The following is a 20,948-nucleotide window of genomic DNA, read 5'->3' on the forward strand; positions in this document are numbered from 1 at the left end:
ACCATGCATGGTTTTTTTATCACCGGAACCGACACCGGTGTGGGTAAAACCGCCATTACCGCCGGACTGGCGGCAAATCTTAGACAAAGAGGACTTAACGTAGGAGTTATGAAGCCACTTCAAACAGGCAGTCAAAAAGCCGAACAAGGCTGGATTTCCATTGACGCCTTATATTCCATGCAGGTAGCAGGAATTACCGATCCTATGGAATTGGTCAGCCCATACTGTCTGGAACCACCTATGGCACCGCGCCTAGCGGCTGAAATTTCGGGTATTAATATTGAATTGGAAAAAATCAGCCGTGCTTACCGGGAGTTGTGCAATAGACATGAATTTATGTTGGTGGAAGGTGCCGGCGGCATCATGGTGCCTATTACAGGCCGTTTTCTAATGGCCGATTTGGCTAAATTGCTTGATTTACCAGTGTTAATCGTGGCTAGGCCTGGCCTGGGAACGGTTAATCATACATTACTAACTGTCGAATACGCAAAATCAAGTGGCCTTCGAGTCGCTGGAATTATTATCAACGATTTCAAGCAAAGTGAGGCCGGCACGGTAGAAAAGACAAACCCTGATCTAATTGAAGAGTTAGCCCAAGTCCCTATAGTCGGCATAATACCTCATGACAACGATTTGGATGTGGATACATATAACCCGGGCCAGGTCACTAAACTGGTTGGGGAAGGAATCAATTGGAAAAAGTTTATTAGCCTGCTTACTAACTAAAAGTTAAATTAGGAGGATTACAGTGAAGAATTATAAACCAGAACAATTAGAACGATGGGATAAGCAATATGTTTGGCACCCTTTTACCCAAATGCGCCAATGGCAAAAGGAAAGGCCGCTAATAATTGAAAAAGGTGAAGGCAGCTATCTTTATGATGTAGAGGGCAACAAATACCTGGATGGCATCTCCTCGCTGTGGGTTACTGTACACGGGCACCGAAAAAGGGAAATTAACCAGGCCATTATTGAACAATTGGACAAACTGGCCCACAGCACAATGCTAGGCCAAGCCAATATAACATCAACTTTATTGGCTCGTAAATTGGTAGAAATAACACCAGAGGGACTTAATAAGGTTTTTTATTCCGAAAGTGGATCCACCGCAGTGGAGATTGGGCTTAAGATAGCTTACCAGTACTGGCAGCAACAAGGAGAAGAAAAAGATAAGGACAAGCGTAAATTCGTGTCTTTAGTAAACGCTTACCACGGGGATACTATCGGTTCGGTAAGCGTTGGCGGCATTGACCTATTCCATAAAATATTTGCGTCGTTGTTATTTGAAACTATAAGCGCACCGTCTCCCTACTGTTATCGCTGCCCCCTGAATTTAAGTAAAGAAAATTGCTCAATGGAATGCGTTAATGAGATGGAGTCCCTTTTAGACCGCCATCACCATGAAATAGCCGGGGTGGTGATAGAACCCGTGGTGCAAGGAGCGGCTGGTATGCTTGTTGCGCCGGATGGCTATTTAGCTAAAGTAAGGGAACTTTGCAACCGATATAATGTTTTGCTTATTGCCGATGAAGTGGCTGTAGGGTTTGGGCGTACCGGGAAAATGTTTGCCTGTGCTCACGAAAATGTAAGCCCGGATATAATATGTCTGGCCAAAGGAATTACCGGCGGCTACCTGCCCCTAGCAGCTACTATGACCACCAACGAAATATATAATGCTTTTCTGGGGGAAGTATACGAATGTAAAACCTTTTATCACGGGCATACCTACACCGGAAATCCAGTGGCCTGTGCCGCCGCCCTGGCCAACCTGGAACTATTCGAAAAGGACAAATTAATTGAAACTTTACAGGGAAAAGTTACTTTATTCACGGAAGGTCTAAAAAGATTTAAAGAGCTACAACACGTTGGTGATGTACGTCAAAAGGGGTTAATGGCAGGCATTGAAATCGTGGAAAACACTGCCACCAAAGAACCATTTCCGGTAAAATACAATATCCCCCACCGCATTGTCCTGGAAGCTAGAAAAAACGGTTTAATTATCAGACCGCTGGACAATGTTATGGTACTCATGCCCATTCTTTCCATGAGCTTGACAGAACTTACACAGGTTTTAGACATTACTTACGCTGCAATTAAAAACGTTACAGAGGAGGAGACTCTTTGCTAAAGATGGGGGGGGGGAGACAGAGGGACGTTTCGTCTGTCTTATTGAGACAAAGGGACGTTTCGCTTGTCTTAGAAGGATGTGAAAGGACGTGGGAACGTTTGTTTTTCTTATATTAAACTTTCCATGATATCTTTGCTCCTCGTCTGGCCCCCCACACAAGACACATGAAACGTCCCCATGTCTTACCATGTCTATCTTTACGAGTGGCTTATACTGTGGTAATATACAGGCAGTTTTAAATAAAAGGTTTCCGGTCGCAGACACCCGGATTAACAAAACAAGGAGGCGGTTTTTTTGCGCTTATTTCCCATTTTAATGGCTATGTTTGTCACTATCTTGCTGGTTTCAAACACTGTGGCGGTTAAAATAACCCATGTTGGACCTTTTTATTTTGACGGCGCTACAATTCTTTTTCCAATAGCTTATATATTTGGAGACATATTGACTGAGGTATATGGATATAAGCGTAGCAGAATTGTTGTCTGGACCGGGTTTTTAGCCTGCATGATTATGTCATTGATTTACTGGCTGGTTGGCATACTGCCTGCCGCCAGCGATTGGTATCAACAAGATGCCTATATGGCAATTTTAGGTCAAACACCAAGGATAGTAGTTGCGAGTTTGATTGCCTACCTGTGCGGTGAATTTATTAATGCCTTTATACTGGCTAAAATGAAAATCGCCACCAAAGGGCGGTTTCTCTGGACCAGAACTATTGGCTCCACAATGGTGGGCCAGGGGGTAGACACAGTCTTATTTGTGATCATAGCTTTTTCAGGAATTATACCGGCCAACCTTTTAATGTATATGATTATATCAAATTACGTATTTAAGACAGCTTTTGAAATTTTGGCCACTCCCCTTACCTATGCCGTAGTCGGGTTTGTTAAAAAAGTAGATTCCGTAGATTATTACGACGATGATACTGACTTCAGTCCATTCAGAGTCTCCTTTAAAGACTTGGCATGAACCTCCTCAGAAACAATACCGGAGGCTACTTATTGCAAGGTTTCTATCCATTAAAAGCTGCCTTGCTATTCACCGATACATTACGCCGCCTTTTCCGGCGTTAAATTTTTGACCATGTATACACAAGCATTTGTGACGGCAAAAAGGGATTCCCAACCCGGGGAATCCCTTATACTTTTTGACTGATATGCCAACGTATAACGTTTTTTTTAATCAGGGGACTCTTTTTATTGAAAAAACAACTGTATTTTCATTATCAGGACACTGAAGTACTTTTACTTGATTAATCCAATCATCAGCGGGTGTTTCTCTACAAGCAGCCGTAAGGTACGGGAACATCGCTGATAAGGCATAAAGGCAAAGGGGAGCATTATCCTGCGGGGTAATTACAGGGTCATTAAAGATAAACTTTTGGCCTACCTGGCATCCAGCCGAGCAATACCCTTTAACCGATTGCACTTCCAACTCCAATTGAGCCATATTTTAAACCCTCCTTGGTTAAGTTAATTATCAGATAATTCTATAAAGATGCATATTTTCCTTTATATTTGGAAAACTGGCCCCACAGGCCAGGCACCAACGTTAAATTTTCAACTTTCAACACCCGGCATCAGCGTTAAAAATAGTTGTATATTTACCCAAATGGGAGTAATATTTGATTTGTAAAAATTTAATAACCAAACGCTGAATTCCTGATCAAACGGGGAAACCAATTTTTTGGGGTTAATCCACAAATATGTGGTAGGGTTACACTTCGACCCGCATCCGTCAGCTAACCTCGTAAGCGTTGAAGTGCTGTTGGGTTATATTTACAGGATTTATCCCACGGGATCATCCGCAAAAGCTAACGGCACATATGCCGTTAGCTTTTTTATTGTCTCTAATTAAGTTTAGGGGGGCATCTCTAATGAAACAATTTGCAGTTATAGGGCTTGGAAGATTCGGGTCGAGTGTGGCTAAAACTCTATCCAAAATGGGTTATGACGTACTGGGTATTGATATTGATGAAGAAATGGTCAATAGTATGGCTGAAGACCTAACATATACTGTAAAAGCCGATACCTTAGATGAGCAGACCCTAAAATCACTTGGCATCAGGAATTTTGATGTAGTAGTTGTTGCCATCGGAAGGGAAATACAGGCAAGTATACTGGTAACGGTTATGTTAAAAGAAATGGGGGTAAAAAAAGTAGTTGCTAAAGCCCAGACTGAGATACATGGTAAGGTTTTGGAACGGGTTGGAGCGGATAAGGTGGTTTTCCCGGAACGGGATATGGGCGAAAGGATAGCCAAAGCCCTGGTGTCCAAAAACATTTTGGATCAAATTGTCCTATCACCCGAATATAGTCTGGTGGAAATGGCAGTGCCGCCGGGTTTTATTAATAAAACTCTTGAGAAATCAGGTGCCCGTCAAAAATATGGCATAAGCATATTAGCCATTCGTAGAGGTTCCGATGTCATTATTTCTCCCAATGCCAGTAATATCATGCTGGAGGGCGATATTTTGGTCGTTATAGGTAGGAATGATAAATTGGGCAAATTTGAAACTATAGATATATAGTTTCCGGGAAGCATGCAGGAAGCATGGGGACGGTTCTCTTGCTTCCTACCCTGTGCTTCCTTACACTGTACACCAGCCTTGTCGAAATTATATATCGGAATCGATAGTTTTATTGGAGGAATAAACATTGGTTATAAAAAAGAGGATTAACCCTCCTCTCTTCATTATTCTGGGTTTTGCTGTAATTATATTAATTGGCACGGTTCTTTTGGCTCTCCCCGTGTCATCGTCTTCCGGAAACAGCCTGGGTTTGTTAGATTCATTATTTACAGCAACCTCCGCTGTATGCGTAACAGGACTTGTTGTTTTTGATACGGGAACCAAGTATTCTTCATTTGGTGAAATAATAATTATGATTTTAATACAGCTTGGCGGATTAGGATTTATGATCTTTGGTGTGACCACCGCGGTTTTGTTGGGGAAAAAAATCGGTTTAAAACAAAGGCTGCTAATACAAGAATCAACTCATGCAATCTCAACCGCCGGGCTGGTAAAGCTGAGTTTAAATATCCTGATCATTACCCTGGTTTTTGAAACGGTTGCAACTATAATTCTTACCGTTCGCTGGTATGGTGAAATGGGGTTATTCAAAGCCGTTTATTACGCATTGTTTCATTCGGTTTCCGCCTTTAATAACGCAGGCTTTTCCCTGTGGCCAGATAGTTTGACCCGTTACGTAGGAGACCCTGTTGTAAACCTGGTAATATCGGCTCTGTTTATTACAGGTGGGATAGGTTTTATCGTAATCATGGATCTTTATGTAAAACGTCAATGGCAAAAGCTATCACTAAATTCTAAAATTGTTCTGGTAACTTCCGGACTACTCAGTGTGGCAGGTTTCGTTGTCGTGTTTATACTGGAGTCTTTTAACTCTCAAACCTTTGGAGAATTGAACTTTAGTCAAAGATTATGGGCTGCTTATTTTCAGGGAGTTGTGCCAAGAACAGCAGGCTTTAATACCATTGAAATTGGACAAATGATAGCTGCATCTCAGCTTTTCATAATCTTTTTAATGTTTATTGGTGCATCTTCGGGTTCCACTGGTGGGGGTATTAAAACAAATACGTTTGCAATTCTAATTTTATCCCTTTTTGCAATTACTCGAGGCAGAAACGAAATATCTGTCTTTCACAGAACAGTTACTGTTGAAATAATACTAAGGTCACTGGCAGTCATAATAGCATCTATGGGAGTTATTATCACGGCATCCTTTTTACTGACCATAACAGAGCATAGCACACAGAGAGACTTCCTGGAAATCCTATTCGAGGCCACTTCCGCCTTTGGTACGGTAGGTCTTTCCATGGGTTTAACGGGTGATTTATCACCTTTGGGTAAATTAATAATCATTATAACGATGTTCATAGGACGCTTAGGACCACTAACAATGGCCTTCGCCTTAGCTCAAAAAGGTATTAAACCTAAAATCCGCTATACCGAGGAGAAAATTTTAATAGGTTAAAAAACCTAGATGTTATCTATCTGCTTTGTTTATTCTTTTCCACAAAAATTGAAAAAGCTCCACGATTTTTACATATTTAGCAGCAATAGATATAAAAATTTTTACTACTAATATGGATAACAATATGGCGAGTAAGTAATTTAATATATAATTCATGATCTACCCCTCAATAAATAATCATTTACGAAAAAAAATAATAATTGACGAAATAAAAAACTGTCAATTAAACACTCACATCTCATGTTGATTGTTTTTGTCTGTCAATCTTGATGCAAATTGGGTTGTATGAGGCCCAATTGGGCTCTGGTTATATCAAACTCCGCCCTCAAAAACGGAGCCAGGGGGCCCCAGGCATAAGCGCCCAGGGACATAGCCAACTGGGAAAGTGTTAAAAGACCGAGGATTACCCAACAGTAACTATTGGCACTTTTCACCAGCCCCCCACCTTACCTTAGATTTATTGCCCCACAACCTCTTAGGACTATGAGGATTAATTCAGGATAGACCACCATGCCCTGTAGCAGCACCATCAGATGATAAAATTACCTAACGCTATTTTCAGGAGACCAGCATATGCCCAGCATAGATCCAGCCAAGCCGCCGCCGGAATTTTTAATTCCTCAGGCTATCATTCTTTATTCCTTTACCGCCTCAATTATATAAGAAGCAACAAAGTCTTCAATATGCTTGTCTGGTGCCCATGACTTTACAATCTCTTTACTATTATACTTAGGCGTCATCTTAATATCCTTGAAGCCCGCGCTTTGCAGCATGGTTTTGATGTCTTCAATATATTCAGCGCCACCAATACAGCCGGCAATCAATGCCAGGTCCTGTTTAATATTTTGGGGTATTGGCGCTGTAGCAACAACGTCAGATGTTGACAGACGCCCACCAGACTTGAGTACCCTGAAAGCTTCTTTAAATACCTGCTCTTTATCCAGGGAAAGGTTGATTACACAATTTGAGATGATAACATCCACCGATGCATCGGCTGCAGGCAAATGCTCAATTTCCCCCAATCTGAATTCCACATTGGCATATCCACTTTGCTCGGCGTTTTTTCTGGCTAGCTTAATCATATCGGGTGTCATATCAACCCCTATGACATACCCGCTGTCGCCCACCTGCCTTCTGGCCAGGAAACAATCAAAACCTCCTCCGCAGCCAAGGTCAAGGACTGTTTCCCCTTCTTTAAGAGCCGCTATGGCGATGGGATTGCCGCATCCCAAACCCATGTTGGCTTCAGATGGCACATTTAAAAGATCATCCTTGGAATATCCTATTTTAAAGGACGTTGCAGTGACATCCAGCGGAACACTGCTACAGCTGCAGCCCCCACCGCAGCATCCTTCCCCGGAGCCTTTCATCGCAACCTCTGCATAATTTTTACGTATAAATTCCCTGATATCTTCTTTGTCTTTCATTAAATCACCTTCCAATTTTTTATGGCCTACAGATTTTTTATAGATAAAAGCAGTTTTTAAACCTACAGGGCTTTCATATATAAAGATGCAGTATAATAAAAAAAGACGCAAATTTTGGTGCCAAAGGGCTCCCGGCGAAATGCGCCCAGTCATACCACAAGGGTTTTATAATCCCGCAACAGCTAGCCCTTTCCCGTTCTGATAATGGCAGCAAATTCACCAGGCAGGCCGGCCTTTTCCACGGCCCTGGCGGCAGACTCATAGTCGTAGGGGACTTTAACAAAATCCACTTGGATATCTTGGCCGATGTTAATAAGGACATACACCGCCCGGGGATCTCCGTGTTTTGGCTTGCCAGCGCTGCCGGCGTTAATAATGTGCCGGCCTTCAACAATCCGGTGGTACGGCAAGTGGGTATGGCCGCACACCAGCACGTCGGCGTCCGCTTCCTGAAGCATGGGCAGCAGATCGCCGGCGGGAATGTCCTCGTACAGGTATTCGTTTAATTGCCGCGGGCTGCCGTGTACAAACAATACGCTGCGCCCCTCGATTTCTTTGCTGATCCTGTCCGGCAGGTTCAGCATGAATTCCTTACTTGCTTCACTGGTGTTTTCCATGGTCCAGGAAATCGATTTAACACCTGCTTCCATGGCCTTTTCATCTTTATAATCGCACCCGCAAACCATACGACGGTTAGCAATGGCATCGTCATAATTGCCCATTACGGTTATTATGGCGTTATCCCGTATGGCCTGCACCACCGCATCGGGATAAGCCCCGTACCCCACCAGGTCGCCCAGACAGACCACCAGGTCCGGTTCGCGACCCGGTATGTCGGCCAAAACCGCATCCATGGCATGTTTGTTGCCGTGGATATCCGAAAATACTGCTATCCGCATAGCTAATCCTCCTACCGCCAGCCACATGGCCAGCTCAATTTATTTTTTATTTGCCCTAAGGCAGGAGTACATTTCATTTTCAATGCGTAAACAGGCATCGTAATCACGGTGTAGCTGCCGGTTTTCCAGGTTGTTACGTATTTGATCAAATAAGTCATTATAGATGGACACAAATCCCCGGGCAAAGGCTTTTTGATTTAGAGAATAAAATACCCAGCGGCCATCTTTGTCATCACGTACTATGCCGCTTTTCTTTAAAATCCTGAGGTGGTGGGAAACGGCCGGTTGAGACATGGCGAGCTCATCCATGATTTCGCAGACACACATATCCCGTTGCGATAACATCATGATAATTTTTAGCCGTGTTTCATCAGCTAAAAGTTTTAAAAAATCCAGCACTTCCTTCATTATTTTCCTCCAAATATACAGCCGGGAGCAACGTCGCATCCCGGCTAACATGTTTCCTATCTGGTCGGCAGCACCCCGGGTTGGAAATATTTCCGTTTAAAAGAAAGGGCCACGTTGACCAGCCAAATCATCACGGGCACTTCGATCAGCGGACCGATTACCGCGGCAAAAGCCTGGCCGGAATTGATGCCGAACACCGCCACGGCCACTGCGATGGCCAGTTCGAAGTTATTGCTGGCAGCAGTAAAGGAAAGGGTTGTGGCCTGTTCATAATTGACCCCCATCTTTTTACTCATAAAGAACGAAAATAGAAACATAATTAAGAAGTATATGACCAGCGGTATGGCAATCCTAACCACATCCATCGGCAGGGCCACGATATAATTACCCTTCAAGGAGAACATAACCAGGATAGTAAATAACAAAGCGATTAAAGTTAAAGGTCCGATTTTAGGCATAAACTGTTTGTCATACCATTCCTTGCTCTTCACCGGCATTAAGGTAAACCGGGTAATAATGCCTGCTAAAAAGGGTATGCCAAGGTAAATAAATACGCTCTTGGCCACTTCCGCCATGGAAATGTGTACTTCCAGGGACTCCAGTCCAAACCACCGTGGCATCAAAGTAATGAACAGGTAAGCGTAGACTGTAAAGAACAGCACCTGGAAGATGGAGTTTAACGCCACCAGAGCGGCGGCGTACTCGGAATCGCCTTTGGCCAGTCCGTTCCACACAATCACCATCGCAATGCAGCGAGCCAGACCGATGAGGATAAGACCTACCATATATTCCGGGTAATCCCTCAAAAAAAATATGGCCAGAAAAAACATCAACAGTGGGCCGATAATCCAGTTCTGCACCAGGCTGAGTCCCATGACCCTGACGTTGGTAAACACTCTGCCGATTTCCTCATACTTTACCCTTGCCAGGGGCGGGTACATCATTATAATCAGGCCGATGGCAATGGGGATGTTAGTGGTGCCCACCTGGAACCTTCCCCAGAAATCGGCTATTTGCGGGTATATGTAGCCGCCCGCCACTCCCACTGCCATCGCCAGGAAAATCCATAGGGTTAAATACCGGTCTAGAAAATTTAATTTGCCAGTTACTGAATCGGGCATATCATTTTAGCCTCCCCATGTAATTAAAATATAAAAGTTATTTTATATTTTAGCCAAAAATAAAATTAGCAATCTTTAATCCAGCCGTTTTCATTTAACTTGCTTACGTACTCCCTGTATAAAGCCTCGGCATACCTTTCCCTGGCAGAACCGGGAATATAATTGGCGGAAGCAACCCTTTGCAGCAGTTCTTTTTTAGCATCTTCCTCGGGAAGCGGTTCCATTGAGCGCACCTCGGCCATAATTAAATCTAACCCTAATATGCCCATTGTGCCGGTATCTAATTTTATCTTATATATCTTCGGCGCCCGGGGATCACAGCAATTAGCCAGTCTTTGCACCCCCTTTCAATAAAGCTTATATAAAAGTACATTTATATATTACAGCAAACAACGATACATAATAATTTGCTTATATAATAATTACCTGTAGGTTTCATGTCAACAGCATGGTTGTTAAATATTTGTTAGCTTTAAGTAACTTCTACGGGCAGGCAACTATCTGCCTGGACCAAAGGCATTCGGCGCAAGACGGGCTGTTGCCCCAGCAATCAGCGTCATTGTTGTCCACAAATATGGTTCGCTTAACTGGGGAATAAAAGACTATCAGCCGATCCAGTCTCAAATGATCAATAACATCGAGCGAGCGCTGGATGAGATGAAGAGGTAAGACTTTAAAGGAAGGCAGAATCGAAGGCAGAACGTTTTCCAGCGCTGGAATACTTTGGGGTACCTTGTGTGGACGCCTCCCTGCCGGCGACAATGTCGAGCAGTTCCTCGGTGATGGCGCTTTGGCGCCGGTGGCGGTAAACCGCGTGCAGCTCATCCAGACGCTCGCCGATATTGCGCTCGGCCACCTGCATTGACGCGAGACGGCTGGCGTTTTCGCCGGCCAGGGACTCAACGAGGGCCCGGTATATAGACATAAACAGATACTCGCGAACTAAAGACGCGAATAACCGCTCCTGGTCCATTGTAAAAACCGGCAGCACCCGGTTGGGCCAATTTCTACGAGTCAGCGCGTGGAGCCAGGCCTGGTCCAGAGGAAGCAGGTGGCGGGCCAGCGGGCGGTAGGAAGCGCCGGACTGCGGTACATTGAAAAAAAGGGTGACCCGCTCCACGCGCCCCTGCCCGTGCAGCTCTTCCAGTTTGGCCAGCAGGTCCTGGACTGCAGCGGTAACCCCCTGGAGGGATTCCGGGACGCTAAACAGTGCCGTGACCGGCTGGCCTGCTTCTTCCAGATGGACGTGCGCCCGCGCACCCACGCAAATCACCGCCCTGCGCTCCCGCCTGGGCTCCAGCTGCGCCATCGTCTCCAGGGCATATGCCGCGATCTGGTCGTTAAAACGGCCGCACAAGCCCTGGTCGGAACCCATTACGACGGCGACAAGGCCCTCTTTTGGTTGCCCCGCCTGTGCCGCTGCCTCATACAGACCTTCTTTCAAGACCACATACAGACCCAGCTCAATAGTCCGGAAATAGTCATTCAGCGCCCCGGCCGCCCTTTCATACTGGCGAATGCTTACCGCAGCCAGAGTTTTCATCGTCCTGACCACCGCCTGCAGATCTTCCATGCCGGCGATGGCTCCCCGGATATGCTCAAGAGTTTGCATCTTATTCCTCCACGATCATGTGCACGACCCGTAAAGCTTTTTCAAGCAGAGCTTGCCGGTCTTCATTACGTATTTTTTCCCCGCTCTCAATGTGCCGGCTTAAGGCGGGCATTTCTTCCGCGACAGCCCTGGTTAAGGCCAGGGCTGCCTCTCCGATCCGGTCCAGGGGTAGTTCGTCAAAGCTCCCCCCGGTCACGGCCAGCAGAACTGCAATTTGCTCTGGAACCGGTATGGGTGCGTACTGGGGCTGCTTCAATATCTCCCGCACGCGCCAGCCCCGCTCGAGGGTTTTGCGGGTGCTTTCGTCCAGGCGCATACTAAACCTGGAGAATACCTCCAGTTCTTCGAACTGGGCGTAAGACAGCCGCAGGTCCCCGGCTACTGCCCGGTAAGCGGGCAATTGGGTTTTTCCACCCACCCGGGATACGGATTTACCCACGTCCACCGCCGGCAGCACCCCTTTTTGGAACAAGTCAGGGGAAAGGTATATCTGCCCATCGGTAATGGAAATCAAATTGGTCGGGATATAAGCGGCCAGGTTTTGCGCTTCGGTCTCGATAATGGGCAGGGCGGTGAGAGAACCCCCTCCGCGCTGCTCCCGCAAATGGGTGGAACGCTCCAGGAGGCGGGAGTGAATGTAGAAGATGTCGCCCGGAAAAGCCTCCCGCCCCGGCGGACGGCGCAGAAGAAGGGAAAGCTCACGGTAGGCCTGGGCGTGCCGGGTAAGGTCGTCATAGACAATAAGCACGTCGCAGCCCTGCTCCATGAAGTACTCCGCCATCGTGGTCGCCGCATAGGGGGTAATGAACTGCAGCCCCGGCGGGTCCGACCCTTCCGCCACCACCACGGTGGTGTAATCCATAGCGCCATGGTGCTGCAGATCAGACACCAGTTTGGCCACCGCCGCCCCCCTCTGGCCCACTGCACAATAAACGCACAATACCTCCTTCCCCTTCTGGTTGATGATCGTATCCAGGGCAATGGCAGTTTTGCCGGTCTGGCGGTCGCCGGCGATGAGCTCCCGCTGCCCGCGCCCCACGGGGACCATAGCATCTACAACTTTCAGCCCGGTTTGCAGGGGCACAGTCACCGGGGCGCGGTCCAGGATGGCCGGTGCCTCCCGCTCCGCCGGACGCCGCCCGCGGGCGCGCACCGGACCCCGGCTGTCCAGGGGACGGCCGATAGCGTCGACGACGCGGCCCAGCAAGGCCTCGCCAACCGGGACGTCCAACACCCGGCCGGTCCTTAACACTGTATCGCCAGCCTTGAGCTTCCCGCTGTCCCCGAGCATTACCACGCCAACCTCGCCAGGGTCCAAATTGTAAGCCATTCCCCAGAGTTCCCCGGGAAAGTGGAGCAATTCGTCCAATTGAACGTTGGGCAAGCCCTCCACCCGGGCAATGCCCCCGCTGACATAGGTCACCGTTCCCACTTCCCGGCCCCGCAGCTCTGCACGGCAGCGGTTCAGCGCCGTTTCAAAGGAGCGGTCAAGCTCGTTTAATACGGTGGTCAGTTCCATAGGTCACCTCAGCTAGCTTCCTTTTCCTCTTTTTCAGGCAATATTTCTTCATCCAAGACCCGGGCAAACGACTCCTTCAGCCGGTCCAGGTAATTGTCCAAATGCCAGGCCACCTGTCTGCCGTGGGCGGTCATTTCAAGCCCGGCAATCAGGCCCGGCACAGTTTCAAATCGCAACTCAATGTCACCCGCAATGACCTCCCGGATCGTGCTGTCCACTTTTGCACGCATTTCCGGATCGATTTCAAAAGCGCTGCGCAGCACCACAACTCCCCCCGACTGGCCAATGGCCTGCGCCAAAAGGCTCCGCTCACCAGGGTCGATGGCCCGGAATTGCTGCATGAATGCTTCAATCATTTGCTGGTTTAGCTTTACGCCGGCCAAGTCACGCAATGCTTGTTTGGCCACCGCGTACACCTGCTTCCCGGCACTGCGGCGCAGATCCAGGAGCAGAGTGTTCTTTTGCTCCTGAAAGGCCTCGTACCACCTGGCCTGTGCGGCATTGACCTCATTCCTCGCCCTATTCGACAAGTCTTTGCGCAGGGCTTCCGCTTCCTCCCTGACGCTGGCGAGCATAGCCGCGCTCTGTTCTTCCAGCTCACGCAGCTTTTGGCGGAAGGCCTCCGCCTCGGCCCCGGCATCTTTTTCCTTCTGCGCGGCTTTTTCCAGCCGGGCTGCAATCCCCGCCTCCCGCTGGTCCATGTTGCGCAGTATGGGGCCATAAAGAAAGCGTTTAAGCAGTGCTACAAAGATTAAAAAATTGATCACCTGGGCCAGTACCGTAAACCAATCAACATGCATGTTATGTCTAACCTCCCATTTTAGACACCGCTATATTCCAGAAGGGGTTGGCAAAGATCAAAATCAGCGATACGACGAAGCAGTAAATGGCCACGGACTCAATCATGGCCAGGCCGACAAAAAGGGTCCGGCTGATGGTGTTGGCTTCGTCGGGCTGCTGGGCGATAGCGGACAGGGCCTGCGCCACAGCCCGCCCCTCAGCCAGAGCAGGGGCAATGGAGCCGATGGAAATGGTCAAGCCTGACATAATCATGGCAACAGCCCCAATTATTCCGAGTGTATCCATATCAACTTTCTCCTTTCCCGGGCTGTTGCCCGGCCTGTTCTTTTTCAGCATGGGCAGTAGCCGCTGAGGCGATGTACACCATCGCCAGGACGGCGAAAATATAGGCCTGAATCAACCCCACCAAAAGCCCCAGCACCTGCATGATGATGGGAAAGAAAAGGGGGGCAATACTCAGCAGGATGGCGATGATGACGCTGCCGCTCATAATGTTGCCGTAAAGGCGGACGGCCAGAGAGACGGTTCTGGTGAACTCCCCGATAATGTGAAAGGGAAGCATGATGAAGGAAGGCTCGATATAATGCTTGACATACCCCCGCAGCCCGTTGCGGGCGACTCCATAAAAGGGAACGCTCAACAAAACGCAGGCAGCCAGCGCCACCGTCGTTGACAAAGAGCCCGTCGGCGGCTCGTAGCCAGGGATGATGATTAACAGGTTGGAAGCAGCGATAAATAAGAAGAGCGACCCCACGAAGGGCAAATACCGGCCCGGCTCCTGGCGGCTGATGTCGCGGATCTGATCCCGCATCAAGGTGACCAGAGCCTCCAGCAAATTCTGCCAGCGTGTTGGATGAAAGTCACCGGTCATCCGCCGGGTCGCCAGCCACGACCCCAAAACAAGCACCCCCATCACCAGCCAGGTAAAAAAAATAGTGGCGTTTAAGGTAACCGGACCCCAGTGCCAGAATATAATCTCGTCAGGACTCAGGCGCATCTCTATCACCTCTCCCCCCTGAACCTATTGCCGCTGTATGGCAGGCCGGCCGGAGCTGCCGCACCAAGATTAAACGTGCCGTCACAAAACCGGCCAGGCAGGCCAGAATACACTCCCACTGGCCTGCCATTACCAGGTAAAATCCCCAAAGGCAGCCCCCCGTGCGGACGACAAAGCTGCCCGCAGCAAGGAGCCCCGGCCGCCTTGCCACCGGCAGGCGGCGCACCGTCAGCCAGAGTCCGCCAAAGTAAAATAAGCCCAACCCCAGCCCCACCGCAAATATAATTAGCCAAGAAAGCGCGACAGCCACTGCACGCCACTCCTGTCCTGTGCCTGGCTTGATCAGCCGGCATGATACTTGTTTAAACAATAATCTTTTGTACTCAGACCGAACTATCACGCAGGGCCTGACACCGGCCGGGAACTTAGAACGGTAGTCTTTTGTGCTCAGTTTGAGACTATACCCACCGCTTGAGAGGTAGTTTGTAAAGCTACCTCTGCTTTCTTTCCCGCTTCAGCCGGTAACCAGTGGAATTACCTGCGCTTTCTTTCCCGCTCCACCCAGTACCAGGCATTAATGCAGCCCGCCAAAAGGCCGCCGACCAGCAGCATCAAGGTCCACGAAAATGGACCAGGCCATCTGGCGTCAATCCAGACACCCAGGGCAACGCCGAGCAAAGCGGGGATCGTCACTGACCACCCGACCATGCCGAACATACCCAGCCCGAACCAGATGCTCCGGGCTTGCTCCTGCCTTGCTTTCATTTTGCGCATTTCCTTTTTCTGGATTTGGCGAACCAGATCGTCTGCAGCCTTACCGGCATCCTTATCATGATACTCAGCCACGGGTATCCTCCTCCAGTTTAATGAAGCGCCGTACGAAGCTGGCTTCGAGTTTAGCCATCACGGAACGGGCCTGCTCCTCACGCTCGTCGATGGTGCGGAATTCCCGCAGGATAGTATCTTTCAGTTCACCCAGTACCGGCCCCCGCACTGCCCGCCGGGTGGACACCAGGACTTCCGGGCCGCACTTGACCAGGATCCCCGAGTCAACGGCGAGGAACACCTCCTCACCGCCCCGGGTAATAAAGGAAACCAGTCCGGGCACGATCGCCGTGACAAAGTCGATATGGCGGGGTAATAGGCAAAAAGAGCCATTTTCCGCTTCTGCGGATACCTTGGTCACTTCTTCTTCCAGGAAGACTTCTGTTGGTAACAGCACCTTGAGCTTCACAGCTTGCTCGCCTCGCTCACATTCCCGATCATATACAGGGAATTTTCCGGGTAACTGGTAAATTCATCGTTTAAAATACGCTCACACCCCTCCAGCGCATCCTCCAGGCGGACGAACCTTCCCTCGTGCCCAGTGAATTGCTCCGTGGTAAAGAAAGGCTGAGTTAAAAAGCGTTCCAGCCGCCGAGCCCTGAAGACAGTTTGCCGGTCTTCCCGGGACAGCTCCTCCAGGCCAAGCATGGCGATAATGTCCTTCAACTCTTTATATCCGGCCAGGGTTTTACGGATCTGCTGGGCAATCCGGAAGTGCCGCTCCCCGACGATATGGGGGACCAGCATTTTAGAACCGGACTGGAGCGGGTCAATGGCCGGGTAAAGCCCCTCACTGGCCCTCTCCCGCGAGAGAACAAGCAATGCCGAAAGATGAGCAAAAGTATGTATGGCGGACGGGTCCGTAAAATCATCCGCCGGCACGTAAACTGCCTGCACCGAGGTTATGGCACCAGTCGCTGTATTGCAAATACGCTCCTCCAGCTGGGCCAATTCGGTACCCAAGGTGGGCTGATAACCAACCCGGGAGGGAATTTGTCCCATCAGGCCTGATACCTCCGCGCCGGCCTGGATAAAGCGAAAGATATTATCGATCAGCAGCAGTACATCTTGCTTGGCGTCATCCCGAAAATATTCAGCCATCGTCAGCGCCGTGTGGCCGGCCAGAAACCTGGCTCCCGGCGGTTCGTTCATCTGAGCGAAGACCATGACGGTGTTGCCCAACACCCCTGCCGCCATCATCTCCCGGTAAAGCTCCTCGGCTTCCCGGCAACGCTCGCCGATACCGCAAAAGAAGCTCACCCCCTCATGGACGCCGGCCGTATTGTGGATCATTTCGGTGATAAGGACGGTCTTGCCCACCCCCGCACCGCCAAAAAGGCCGGCCTTCCCCCCTCTTTCCAAGGGGGCCAGCACATCGATGGCCTTGATGCCGGTGACGAAAATCTCCGACCTGGTAACCCGCCGGCTGAGGGGTACCGGTGGCTGGTGGATGGAGCGCCATTCCCCGCCAGATAGCTCCCGCTTACCATCGATGGGTGAGCCGAAAACGTTGAACATCCGCCCCAGAAGCCGTTTGCCCACCGGCGCCTTCAAGGGCTGCCCCGTATCAATTACCCTGGCACCCCGGGCGAGCCCCTGCGTTGTCGTCAAGGCGATTCCCCGGGCAATCTCCTCATTGATGTGGGCGGTTACCTCAATAAGAACATTGCCCGCAACGCCGGTAATCAACAGGTTATGCAGGGCCGGCAAACCAATGAAGCGGACATCGACCACACTACCCCGGACAGAAACCACTACACCCCAGGCTTGTTCAGCAGAATTGTTCATGATCATTCCCCTAAAATTCCATCCCCGCAGCAAATTAAAAGCAACGATAACTTAAAGACCCTTCGAGAGTAAGCCGGATATATACTATTGACCTTTTAGTTAATTGCACAGTATTTACCCCGTCAAAAAGGAGTTGCCGCCAATCCTGTACGCTGCCTCCAGTTTAGGATGTTAAAGATGAAGGTATGTGAAATATTACTCAATCTTAATTATAATAAAATTAATACTTTTTTCCAATACTTATTAAACTATCCATCTTTCATTCTATGCAGATGACATATCTATATCGTTATTTAGTTGCTTTATTCATAGATTTCATTTCTTTTTCAATCCGCAGGCAGGCAACGTAATTACGTTCAACCCGCCGTTTTTCCAGATTATTGCATATTTGATCAAATAAATCATTATGGTAACAATCTACTGCGTTTAAGGGATTGCTGGAAATATATAAAGATCACATGAAGAAAATCGGCACAGTCAAATATTACCACGAACAGGCCAAATTACCCAGATATTAGGGAAAGCACGATGACAATGTGTTGCTTGGGCCAGTGGGAGAGAGATAGCAAAATGAATTATCACTCACCGTTAAGATGTGAATTTAGTCTAATATTTCCAATCCTGATATATGAAAATGCTGCTATAGAAAACCAAATTAAAAAGGTTACCGGAGCGAAATATATATAATTACCTATATACTCATACATGCCTAATCCTTGTAATACCAATCCAACCATGTATCCAAACATAGAAAAACCAGCTACATATGGCAATAAAAATGGTATTCTGACTGGCAGAAAGTAAAAAAACAACATGAACGCGAACATCCACGATATAGGTGTCCAAAACGTAAATATACCCCAAATACCAAAAGGGCCTAAATGAAAATACTTATATAAATTGAGCACTGGCCCAGTTATTAATAAAACTATAATGTCTCCAATTGCCCCAAAAATAAAGCCATAAATTAAATACTTTTTAAATTCAGGCCTGGGGATTATAGCGTATGCTGCAATTCCAAACAGTAAAGCTTTATAAAAAAAGAAAATGCTTTTTCCAAACATGCTTTTCCCTCCCTATAATATACTCCAAAACTATTATTTACTGATAAGTTTAAGGTTATGAATTAAATTTGGAAGCACGGGGAAGCAAGGGAACGGTTCCTCTGCTTCCTTTCCTCTGCTTCCTTTTGATTAACTTGATGTTATTCGCATGGCCACAAATATTGAGCGCTTAATTAAGGAGTTCAAGTGACTATCAGCTGATCCAACCTAACGCTGGTCAACAAATCCTTGAAAGTGAACGTGTACTGGATGAAACCAAACCCCAGGATGTGGAAAATATGATCACCAATATTGAGCGGACGCTGGTGAGATGAAGAGGCAGGCCTTATTAGAGGCAGGATCGAAGGCAAACTTAAAGGTAAAGTTGAGATTGCAAAAATTGCTTTGAAAAATGGCTTCAATGCGAATGACGTAGTAGAAATAACTAGATTATCCATGATACAGTATATTGGAACTCAAGAAAGCACTGCAAAACTAGCAAACTTTTGAACAAATTGTCGCCTTGTTGTTCCATCGCTTAGATGAGCAATATGGTTGCCATTTCAATAATACTGGCAATAGGTATAATCAAGGTTTGGCCTTACCGCGATTTTATGGACACTCAGAACGTGTGATACAATAAAATCACGGTAAGGCCAAACCGTATTAATACGGTAATATAATATATATTACCTGTTTCAATTCCTCATGCACTTATACATATAGTAAAGGCCAAAAGGGGAATAGTTTCAATCCACGCCCCCGCGCGGGGGGCGACCTGAGGGCGCAGTCTTGGAGAACTTTAAGCGGAAAGTTTCAATCCACGCCCCCGCGCGGGGGGCGACATAACCGAACACGTCCAGGGGTTCCTCGCAGAAGTGTTTCAATCCACGCCCCCGCGCGGGGGGCGACGTAATATTATCCTTGCCGACATCAACCCCGATACCGTTTCAATCCACGCCCCCGCGCGGGGGGCGACAAGTTACGTACCCACGAGGTGATGCGCTTGTGTGGTTTCAATCCACGCCCCCGCGCGGGGGGCGACGCCGAGGATGCGGCCACAAATCTATTGCAGGAAATGTTTCAATCCACGCCCCCGCGCGGGGGGCGACGAATGTGCAGCGGCTTTTGTCAGTTCATAGCTATGTTTCAATCCACGCCCCCGCGCGGGGGGCGACAAATTATAAGCGCCATTGGCGTCGGTGACATCAAAGTTTCAATCCACGCCCCCGCGCGGGGGGCGACACATTTACTGATATGGTACGTGCAAAGGCATCAGAGTTTCAATCCACGCCCCCGCGCGGGGGGCGACTACCAGTACCTTTTAGATCGAGCCACCTGTGGGGGTTTCAATCCACGCCCCCGCGCGGGGGGCGACGCGGTATCCTCTCCGCGCAGGCTGCGGGGCATTGAGGTTTCAATCCACGCCCCCGCGCGGGGGGCGACAGCCATGTAAGACATCTCTCCTTTTAATTAATTAGTTTCAATCCACGCCCCCGCGCGGGGGGCGACCACCGGCTCCGGGCATCGTTGATCCGTTCAATGCAGTTTCAATCCACGCCCCCGCGCGGGGGGCGACGTTCGCCTTTAAAAACATGTTCGTTGAACAGCTGGTTTCAATCCACGCCCCCGCGCGGGGGGCGACGGATCGATATCAATTAGGAAAGGGGGCCGACGATGTTTCAATCCACGCCCCCGCGCGGGGGGCGACGACAGCACAACGCCGGGATAAATCTTTTTTATAGGTTTCAATCCACGCCCCCGCGCGGGGGGCGACAATACAAACTAGAATGCTTAGTAATATTTCTAGTGTTTCAATCCACGCCCCCGCGCGGGGGGCGACGCGAACCAGGCAACAACTCGCGCTTCAATCGCGGAGTTTCAATCCACGCCCCCGCGCGGGGGGCGACTTTCATCAATCGCTCTCATGCTACTGCCAATCTGTTGTTTCAATCCACGCCCCCGCGCGGGGGGCGACCGACAGCTTATATGGACGGCATGGCGGTGGCAGTGTTTCAATCCACGCCCCCGCGCGGGGGGCGACGGGTAAATTTCTCTTGTGTATTATGATTTATGTTGTTTCAATCCACGCCCCCGCGCGGGGGGCGACCCTAGTATTGTACGACCAACAAAGTCACAAGTTGAGTTTCAATCCACGCCCCCGCGCGGGGGGCGACATTGTGGATAATAGTATGGCCATGAGGAATAGGCGTTTCAATCCACGCCCCCGCGCGGGGGGCGACAAGTGTTTGGCTTATGCTTATTGGTTAAGTCAAACATGTTTCAATCCACGCCCCCGCGCGGGGGGCGACTTGAGGACATGCGCGAAGATGTAAAGGAAATCAAGTTTCAATCCACGCCCCCGCGCGGGGGGCGACATTGGATGCA

22 protein-coding genes, 1 CRISPR repeat array and 1 riboswitch (1 of these 24 cut by a window edge) are annotated in these 20,948 nt (G+C 48.9%); of the genes, 5 read left to right on the forward strand and 17 right to left on the reverse strand.

Annotated features, from left to right (window positions below; all coding sequences use genetic code 11):
- Positions 1-3: 3 nt before the first annotated feature.
- From bioD to DESGI_RS19695, 3 genes are all read left to right on the forward strand, one after another.
- Positions 4-726 carry a dethiobiotin synthase gene (gene bioD, locus DESGI_RS19685; protein WP_006521567.1) on the forward strand — a complete coding sequence of 241 codons (723 nt, stop codon included), beginning with the start codon at positions 4-6 and terminating at the stop codon, positions 724-726.
- A 22-nt stretch (positions 727-748) separates the two neighbouring features.
- Complete coding sequence (gene bioA / locus DESGI_RS19690; RefSeq protein WP_006521566.1) at positions 749-2,128, forward strand: adenosylmethionine--8-amino-7-oxononanoate transaminase; 1,380 nt, start codon at positions 749-751, stop codon at positions 2,126-2,128.
- Positions 2,129-2,422: 294 nt separating this feature from the next.
- On the forward strand, positions 2,423-3,097 hold the full coding sequence (locus DESGI_RS19695; RefSeq protein ID WP_006521565.1) for a queuosine precursor transporter: 675 nt from the start codon (positions 2,423-2,425) through the stop codon (positions 3,095-3,097).
- A gap of 213 nt (positions 3,098-3,310) precedes the next feature.
- On the opposite strand, the gene DESGI_RS19700 is transcribed toward DESGI_RS19695, so the two are convergent.
- Positions 3,311-3,577: a TIGR04076 family protein gene (locus DESGI_RS19700; RefSeq protein ID WP_006521564.1), complete on the reverse strand. Its 267-nt coding sequence runs from the start codon at positions 3,575-3,577 to the stop codon at positions 3,311-3,313.
- 192 nt (positions 3,578-3,769) lie between these two features.
- A riboswitch (cyclic di-AMP (ydaO/yuaA leader) is annotated at positions 3,770-3,899 on the forward strand.
- Positions 3,900-4,004: 105 nt separating this feature from the next.
- Between DESGI_RS19700 and DESGI_RS19705 the strand changes: the two genes are divergently transcribed.
- Both DESGI_RS19705 and DESGI_RS19710 read left to right on the forward strand, forming a co-directional pair.
- The gene (locus tag DESGI_RS19705) at positions 4,005-4,658 is read left to right on the forward strand and encodes a potassium channel family protein (protein ID WP_006521563.1); all 654 of its coding nucleotides are present in this window, start codon (positions 4,005-4,007) and stop codon (positions 4,656-4,658) included.
- Positions 4,659-4,785: 127 nt separating this feature from the next.
- On the forward strand, positions 4,786-6,120 hold the full coding sequence (locus DESGI_RS19710) for a TrkH family potassium uptake protein (RefSeq protein WP_006521562.1): 1,335 nt from the start codon (positions 4,786-4,788) through the stop codon (positions 6,118-6,120).
- Between the two features lie 260 nt (positions 6,121-6,380).
- On the opposite strand, the gene DESGI_RS24880 is transcribed toward DESGI_RS19710, so the two are convergent.
- The 16 genes from DESGI_RS24880 to DESGI_RS19785 all read right to left on the reverse strand — a co-directional run bounded on the left by DESGI_RS24880 (position 6,381) and on the right by DESGI_RS19785 (position 18,581).
- The gene (locus DESGI_RS24880; protein ID WP_006521560.1) at positions 6,381-6,554 is read right to left on the reverse strand and encodes a hypothetical protein; all 174 of its coding nucleotides are present in this window, start codon (positions 6,552-6,554) and stop codon (positions 6,381-6,383) included.
- 201 nt (positions 6,555-6,755) lie between these two features.
- Positions 6,756-7,547 carry an arsenite methyltransferase gene (locus DESGI_RS19715; RefSeq protein WP_006521559.1) on the reverse strand — a complete coding sequence of 264 codons (792 nt, stop codon included), beginning with the start codon at positions 7,545-7,547 and terminating at the stop codon, positions 6,756-6,758.
- Positions 7,548-7,729: 182 nt separating this feature from the next.
- On the reverse strand, positions 7,730-8,446 hold the full coding sequence (locus DESGI_RS19720) for a metallophosphoesterase family protein (RefSeq protein WP_006521558.1): 717 nt from the start codon (positions 8,444-8,446) through the stop codon (positions 7,730-7,732).
- A 39-nt stretch (positions 8,447-8,485) separates the two neighbouring features.
- Complete coding sequence (locus DESGI_RS19725; RefSeq protein ID WP_006521557.1) at positions 8,486-8,854, reverse strand: ArsR/SmtB family transcription factor; 369 nt, start codon at positions 8,852-8,854, stop codon at positions 8,486-8,488.
- Positions 8,855-8,910: 56 nt separating this feature from the next.
- Positions 8,911-9,975, reverse strand: a complete 1,065-nt coding sequence (arsB, locus tag DESGI_RS19730; RefSeq protein WP_006521556.1) for an ACR3 family arsenite efflux transporter — start codon at positions 9,973-9,975, stop codon at positions 8,911-8,913.
- Between the two features lie 65 nt (positions 9,976-10,040).
- Positions 10,041-10,316 (reverse strand): hypothetical protein, encoded by a 276-nt coding sequence (locus DESGI_RS19735; protein ID WP_052543970.1) that lies wholly within the window; start codon positions 10,314-10,316, stop codon positions 10,041-10,043.
- A 332-nt stretch (positions 10,317-10,648) separates the two neighbouring features.
- Positions 10,649-11,587 (reverse strand): F0F1 ATP synthase subunit gamma, encoded by a 939-nt coding sequence (locus DESGI_RS19740; protein WP_006521554.1) that lies wholly within the window; start codon positions 11,585-11,587, stop codon positions 10,649-10,651.
- 1 nt (position 11,588) lies between these two features.
- Positions 11,589-13,106, reverse strand: coding sequence for an alternate F1F0 ATPase, F1 subunit alpha (locus tag DESGI_RS19745; protein WP_006521553.1), 1,518 nt, complete (start codon positions 13,104-13,106; stop codon positions 11,589-11,591).
- An 8-nt stretch (positions 13,107-13,114) separates the two neighbouring features.
- Entirely contained in the window at positions 13,115-13,906 is a 792-nt protein-coding gene (locus DESGI_RS19750; RefSeq protein WP_006521552.1) for a F0F1 ATP synthase subunit B family protein, read from the reverse strand.
- A 7-nt stretch (positions 13,907-13,913) separates the two neighbouring features.
- On the reverse strand, positions 13,914-14,192 hold the full coding sequence (locus DESGI_RS19755; protein ID WP_006521551.1) for a F0F1 ATP synthase subunit C: 279 nt from the start codon (positions 14,190-14,192) through the stop codon (positions 13,914-13,916).
- A gap of 1 nt (position 14,193) precedes the next feature.
- Positions 14,194-14,904 (reverse strand): F0F1 ATP synthase subunit A, encoded by a 711-nt coding sequence (locus DESGI_RS19760; protein ID WP_006521550.1) that lies wholly within the window; start codon positions 14,902-14,904, stop codon positions 14,194-14,196.
- Positions 14,888-15,304: an ATP synthase subunit I gene (locus DESGI_RS19765; RefSeq protein WP_207638340.1), complete on the reverse strand. Its 417-nt coding sequence runs from the start codon at positions 15,302-15,304 to the stop codon at positions 14,888-14,890. The genes DESGI_RS19760 and DESGI_RS19765 overlap by 17 nt, the downstream gene beginning before the upstream one ends.
- 134 nt (positions 15,305-15,438) lie before the next feature.
- Complete coding sequence (locus DESGI_RS19770; protein ID WP_006521548.1) at positions 15,439-15,750, reverse strand: AtpZ/AtpI family protein; 312 nt, start codon at positions 15,748-15,750, stop codon at positions 15,439-15,441.
- Entirely contained in the window at positions 15,743-16,138 is a 396-nt protein-coding gene (locus DESGI_RS19775) for a F0F1 ATP synthase subunit epsilon (RefSeq protein WP_006521547.1), read from the reverse strand. The genes DESGI_RS19770 and DESGI_RS19775 overlap by 8 nt, the downstream gene beginning before the upstream one ends.
- Positions 16,135-17,517, reverse strand: coding sequence for a F0F1 ATP synthase subunit beta (atpD, locus tag DESGI_RS19780; protein WP_006521546.1), 1,383 nt, complete (start codon positions 17,515-17,517; stop codon positions 16,135-16,137). Before atpD ends, DESGI_RS19775 begins: the two co-directional genes overlap by 4 nt.
- Positions 17,518-18,095: 578 nt before the next feature.
- Positions 18,096-18,581, reverse strand: a complete 486-nt coding sequence (locus DESGI_RS19785) for a hypothetical protein (protein WP_006521545.1) — start codon at positions 18,579-18,581, stop codon at positions 18,096-18,098.
- Between the two features lie 725 nt (positions 18,582-19,306).
- A CRISPR array of direct repeats spans positions 19,307-20,948; the repeat unit is 32 nt; unit sequence GTTTCAATCCACGCCCCCGCGCGGGGGGCGAC; it runs 5,560 nt beyond the window's last position.

It is taken from the genome of Desulfoscipio gibsoniae DSM 7213, assembly GCF_000233715.2.
Taxonomy (GTDB): Bacteria; Bacillota; Desulfotomaculia; order Desulfotomaculales; family Desulfallaceae; genus Sporotomaculum; species Sporotomaculum gibsoniae.

Excerpts from the sequence above, each read along its gene's own strand:
- bioD (WP_006521567.1), top strand. The coding sequence starts at position 4 with ATGCATGGTTTTTTTATCACCGGAACCGACACCGGTGTGGGTAAAACC.
- DESGI_RS19700 (WP_006521564.1), bottom strand. The coding sequence starts at position 3,577 with ATGGCTCAATTGGAGTTGGAAGTGCAATCGGTTAAAGGGTATTGCTCG.
- DESGI_RS19705 (WP_006521563.1), top strand. The coding sequence starts at position 4,005 with ATGAAACAATTTGCAGTTATAGGGCTTGGAAGATTCGGGTCGAGTGTG.
- DESGI_RS19715 (WP_006521559.1), bottom strand. The coding sequence starts at position 7,547 with ATGAAAGACAAAGAAGATATCAGGGAATTTATACGTAAAAATTATGCA.
- DESGI_RS19720 (WP_006521558.1), bottom strand. The coding sequence starts at position 8,446 with ATGCGGATAGCAGTATTTTCGGATATCCACGGCAACAAACATGCCATG.
- DESGI_RS19725 (WP_006521557.1), bottom strand. The coding sequence starts at position 8,854 with ATGAAGGAAGTGCTGGATTTTTTAAAACTTTTAGCTGATGAAACACGG.
- arsB (WP_006521556.1), bottom strand. The coding sequence starts at position 9,975 with ATGCCCGATTCAGTAACTGGCAAATTAAATTTTCTAGACCGGTATTTA.
- DESGI_RS19740 (WP_006521554.1), bottom strand. The coding sequence starts at position 11,587 with ATGCAAACTCTTGAGCATATCCGGGGAGCCATCGCCGGCATGGAAGAT.
- DESGI_RS19745 (WP_006521553.1), bottom strand. The coding sequence starts at position 13,106 with ATGGAACTGACCACCGTATTAAACGAGCTTGACCGCTCCTTTGAAACG.
- DESGI_RS19750 (WP_006521552.1), bottom strand. The coding sequence starts at position 13,906 with ATGCATGTTGATTGGTTTACGGTACTGGCCCAGGTGATCAATTTTTTA.
- DESGI_RS19755 (WP_006521551.1), bottom strand. The coding sequence starts at position 14,192 with ATGGATACACTCGGAATAATTGGGGCTGTTGCCATGATTATGTCAGGC.
- DESGI_RS19760 (WP_006521550.1), bottom strand. The coding sequence starts at position 14,904 with ATGCGCCTGAGTCCTGACGAGATTATATTCTGGCACTGGGGTCCGGTT.
- atpD (WP_006521546.1), bottom strand. The coding sequence starts at position 17,517 with ATGAACAATTCTGCTGAACAAGCCTGGGGTGTAGTGGTTTCTGTCCGG.
- DESGI_RS19785 (WP_006521545.1), bottom strand. The coding sequence starts at position 18,581 with ATGTTTGGAAAAAGCATTTTCTTTTTTTATAAAGCTTTACTGTTTGGA.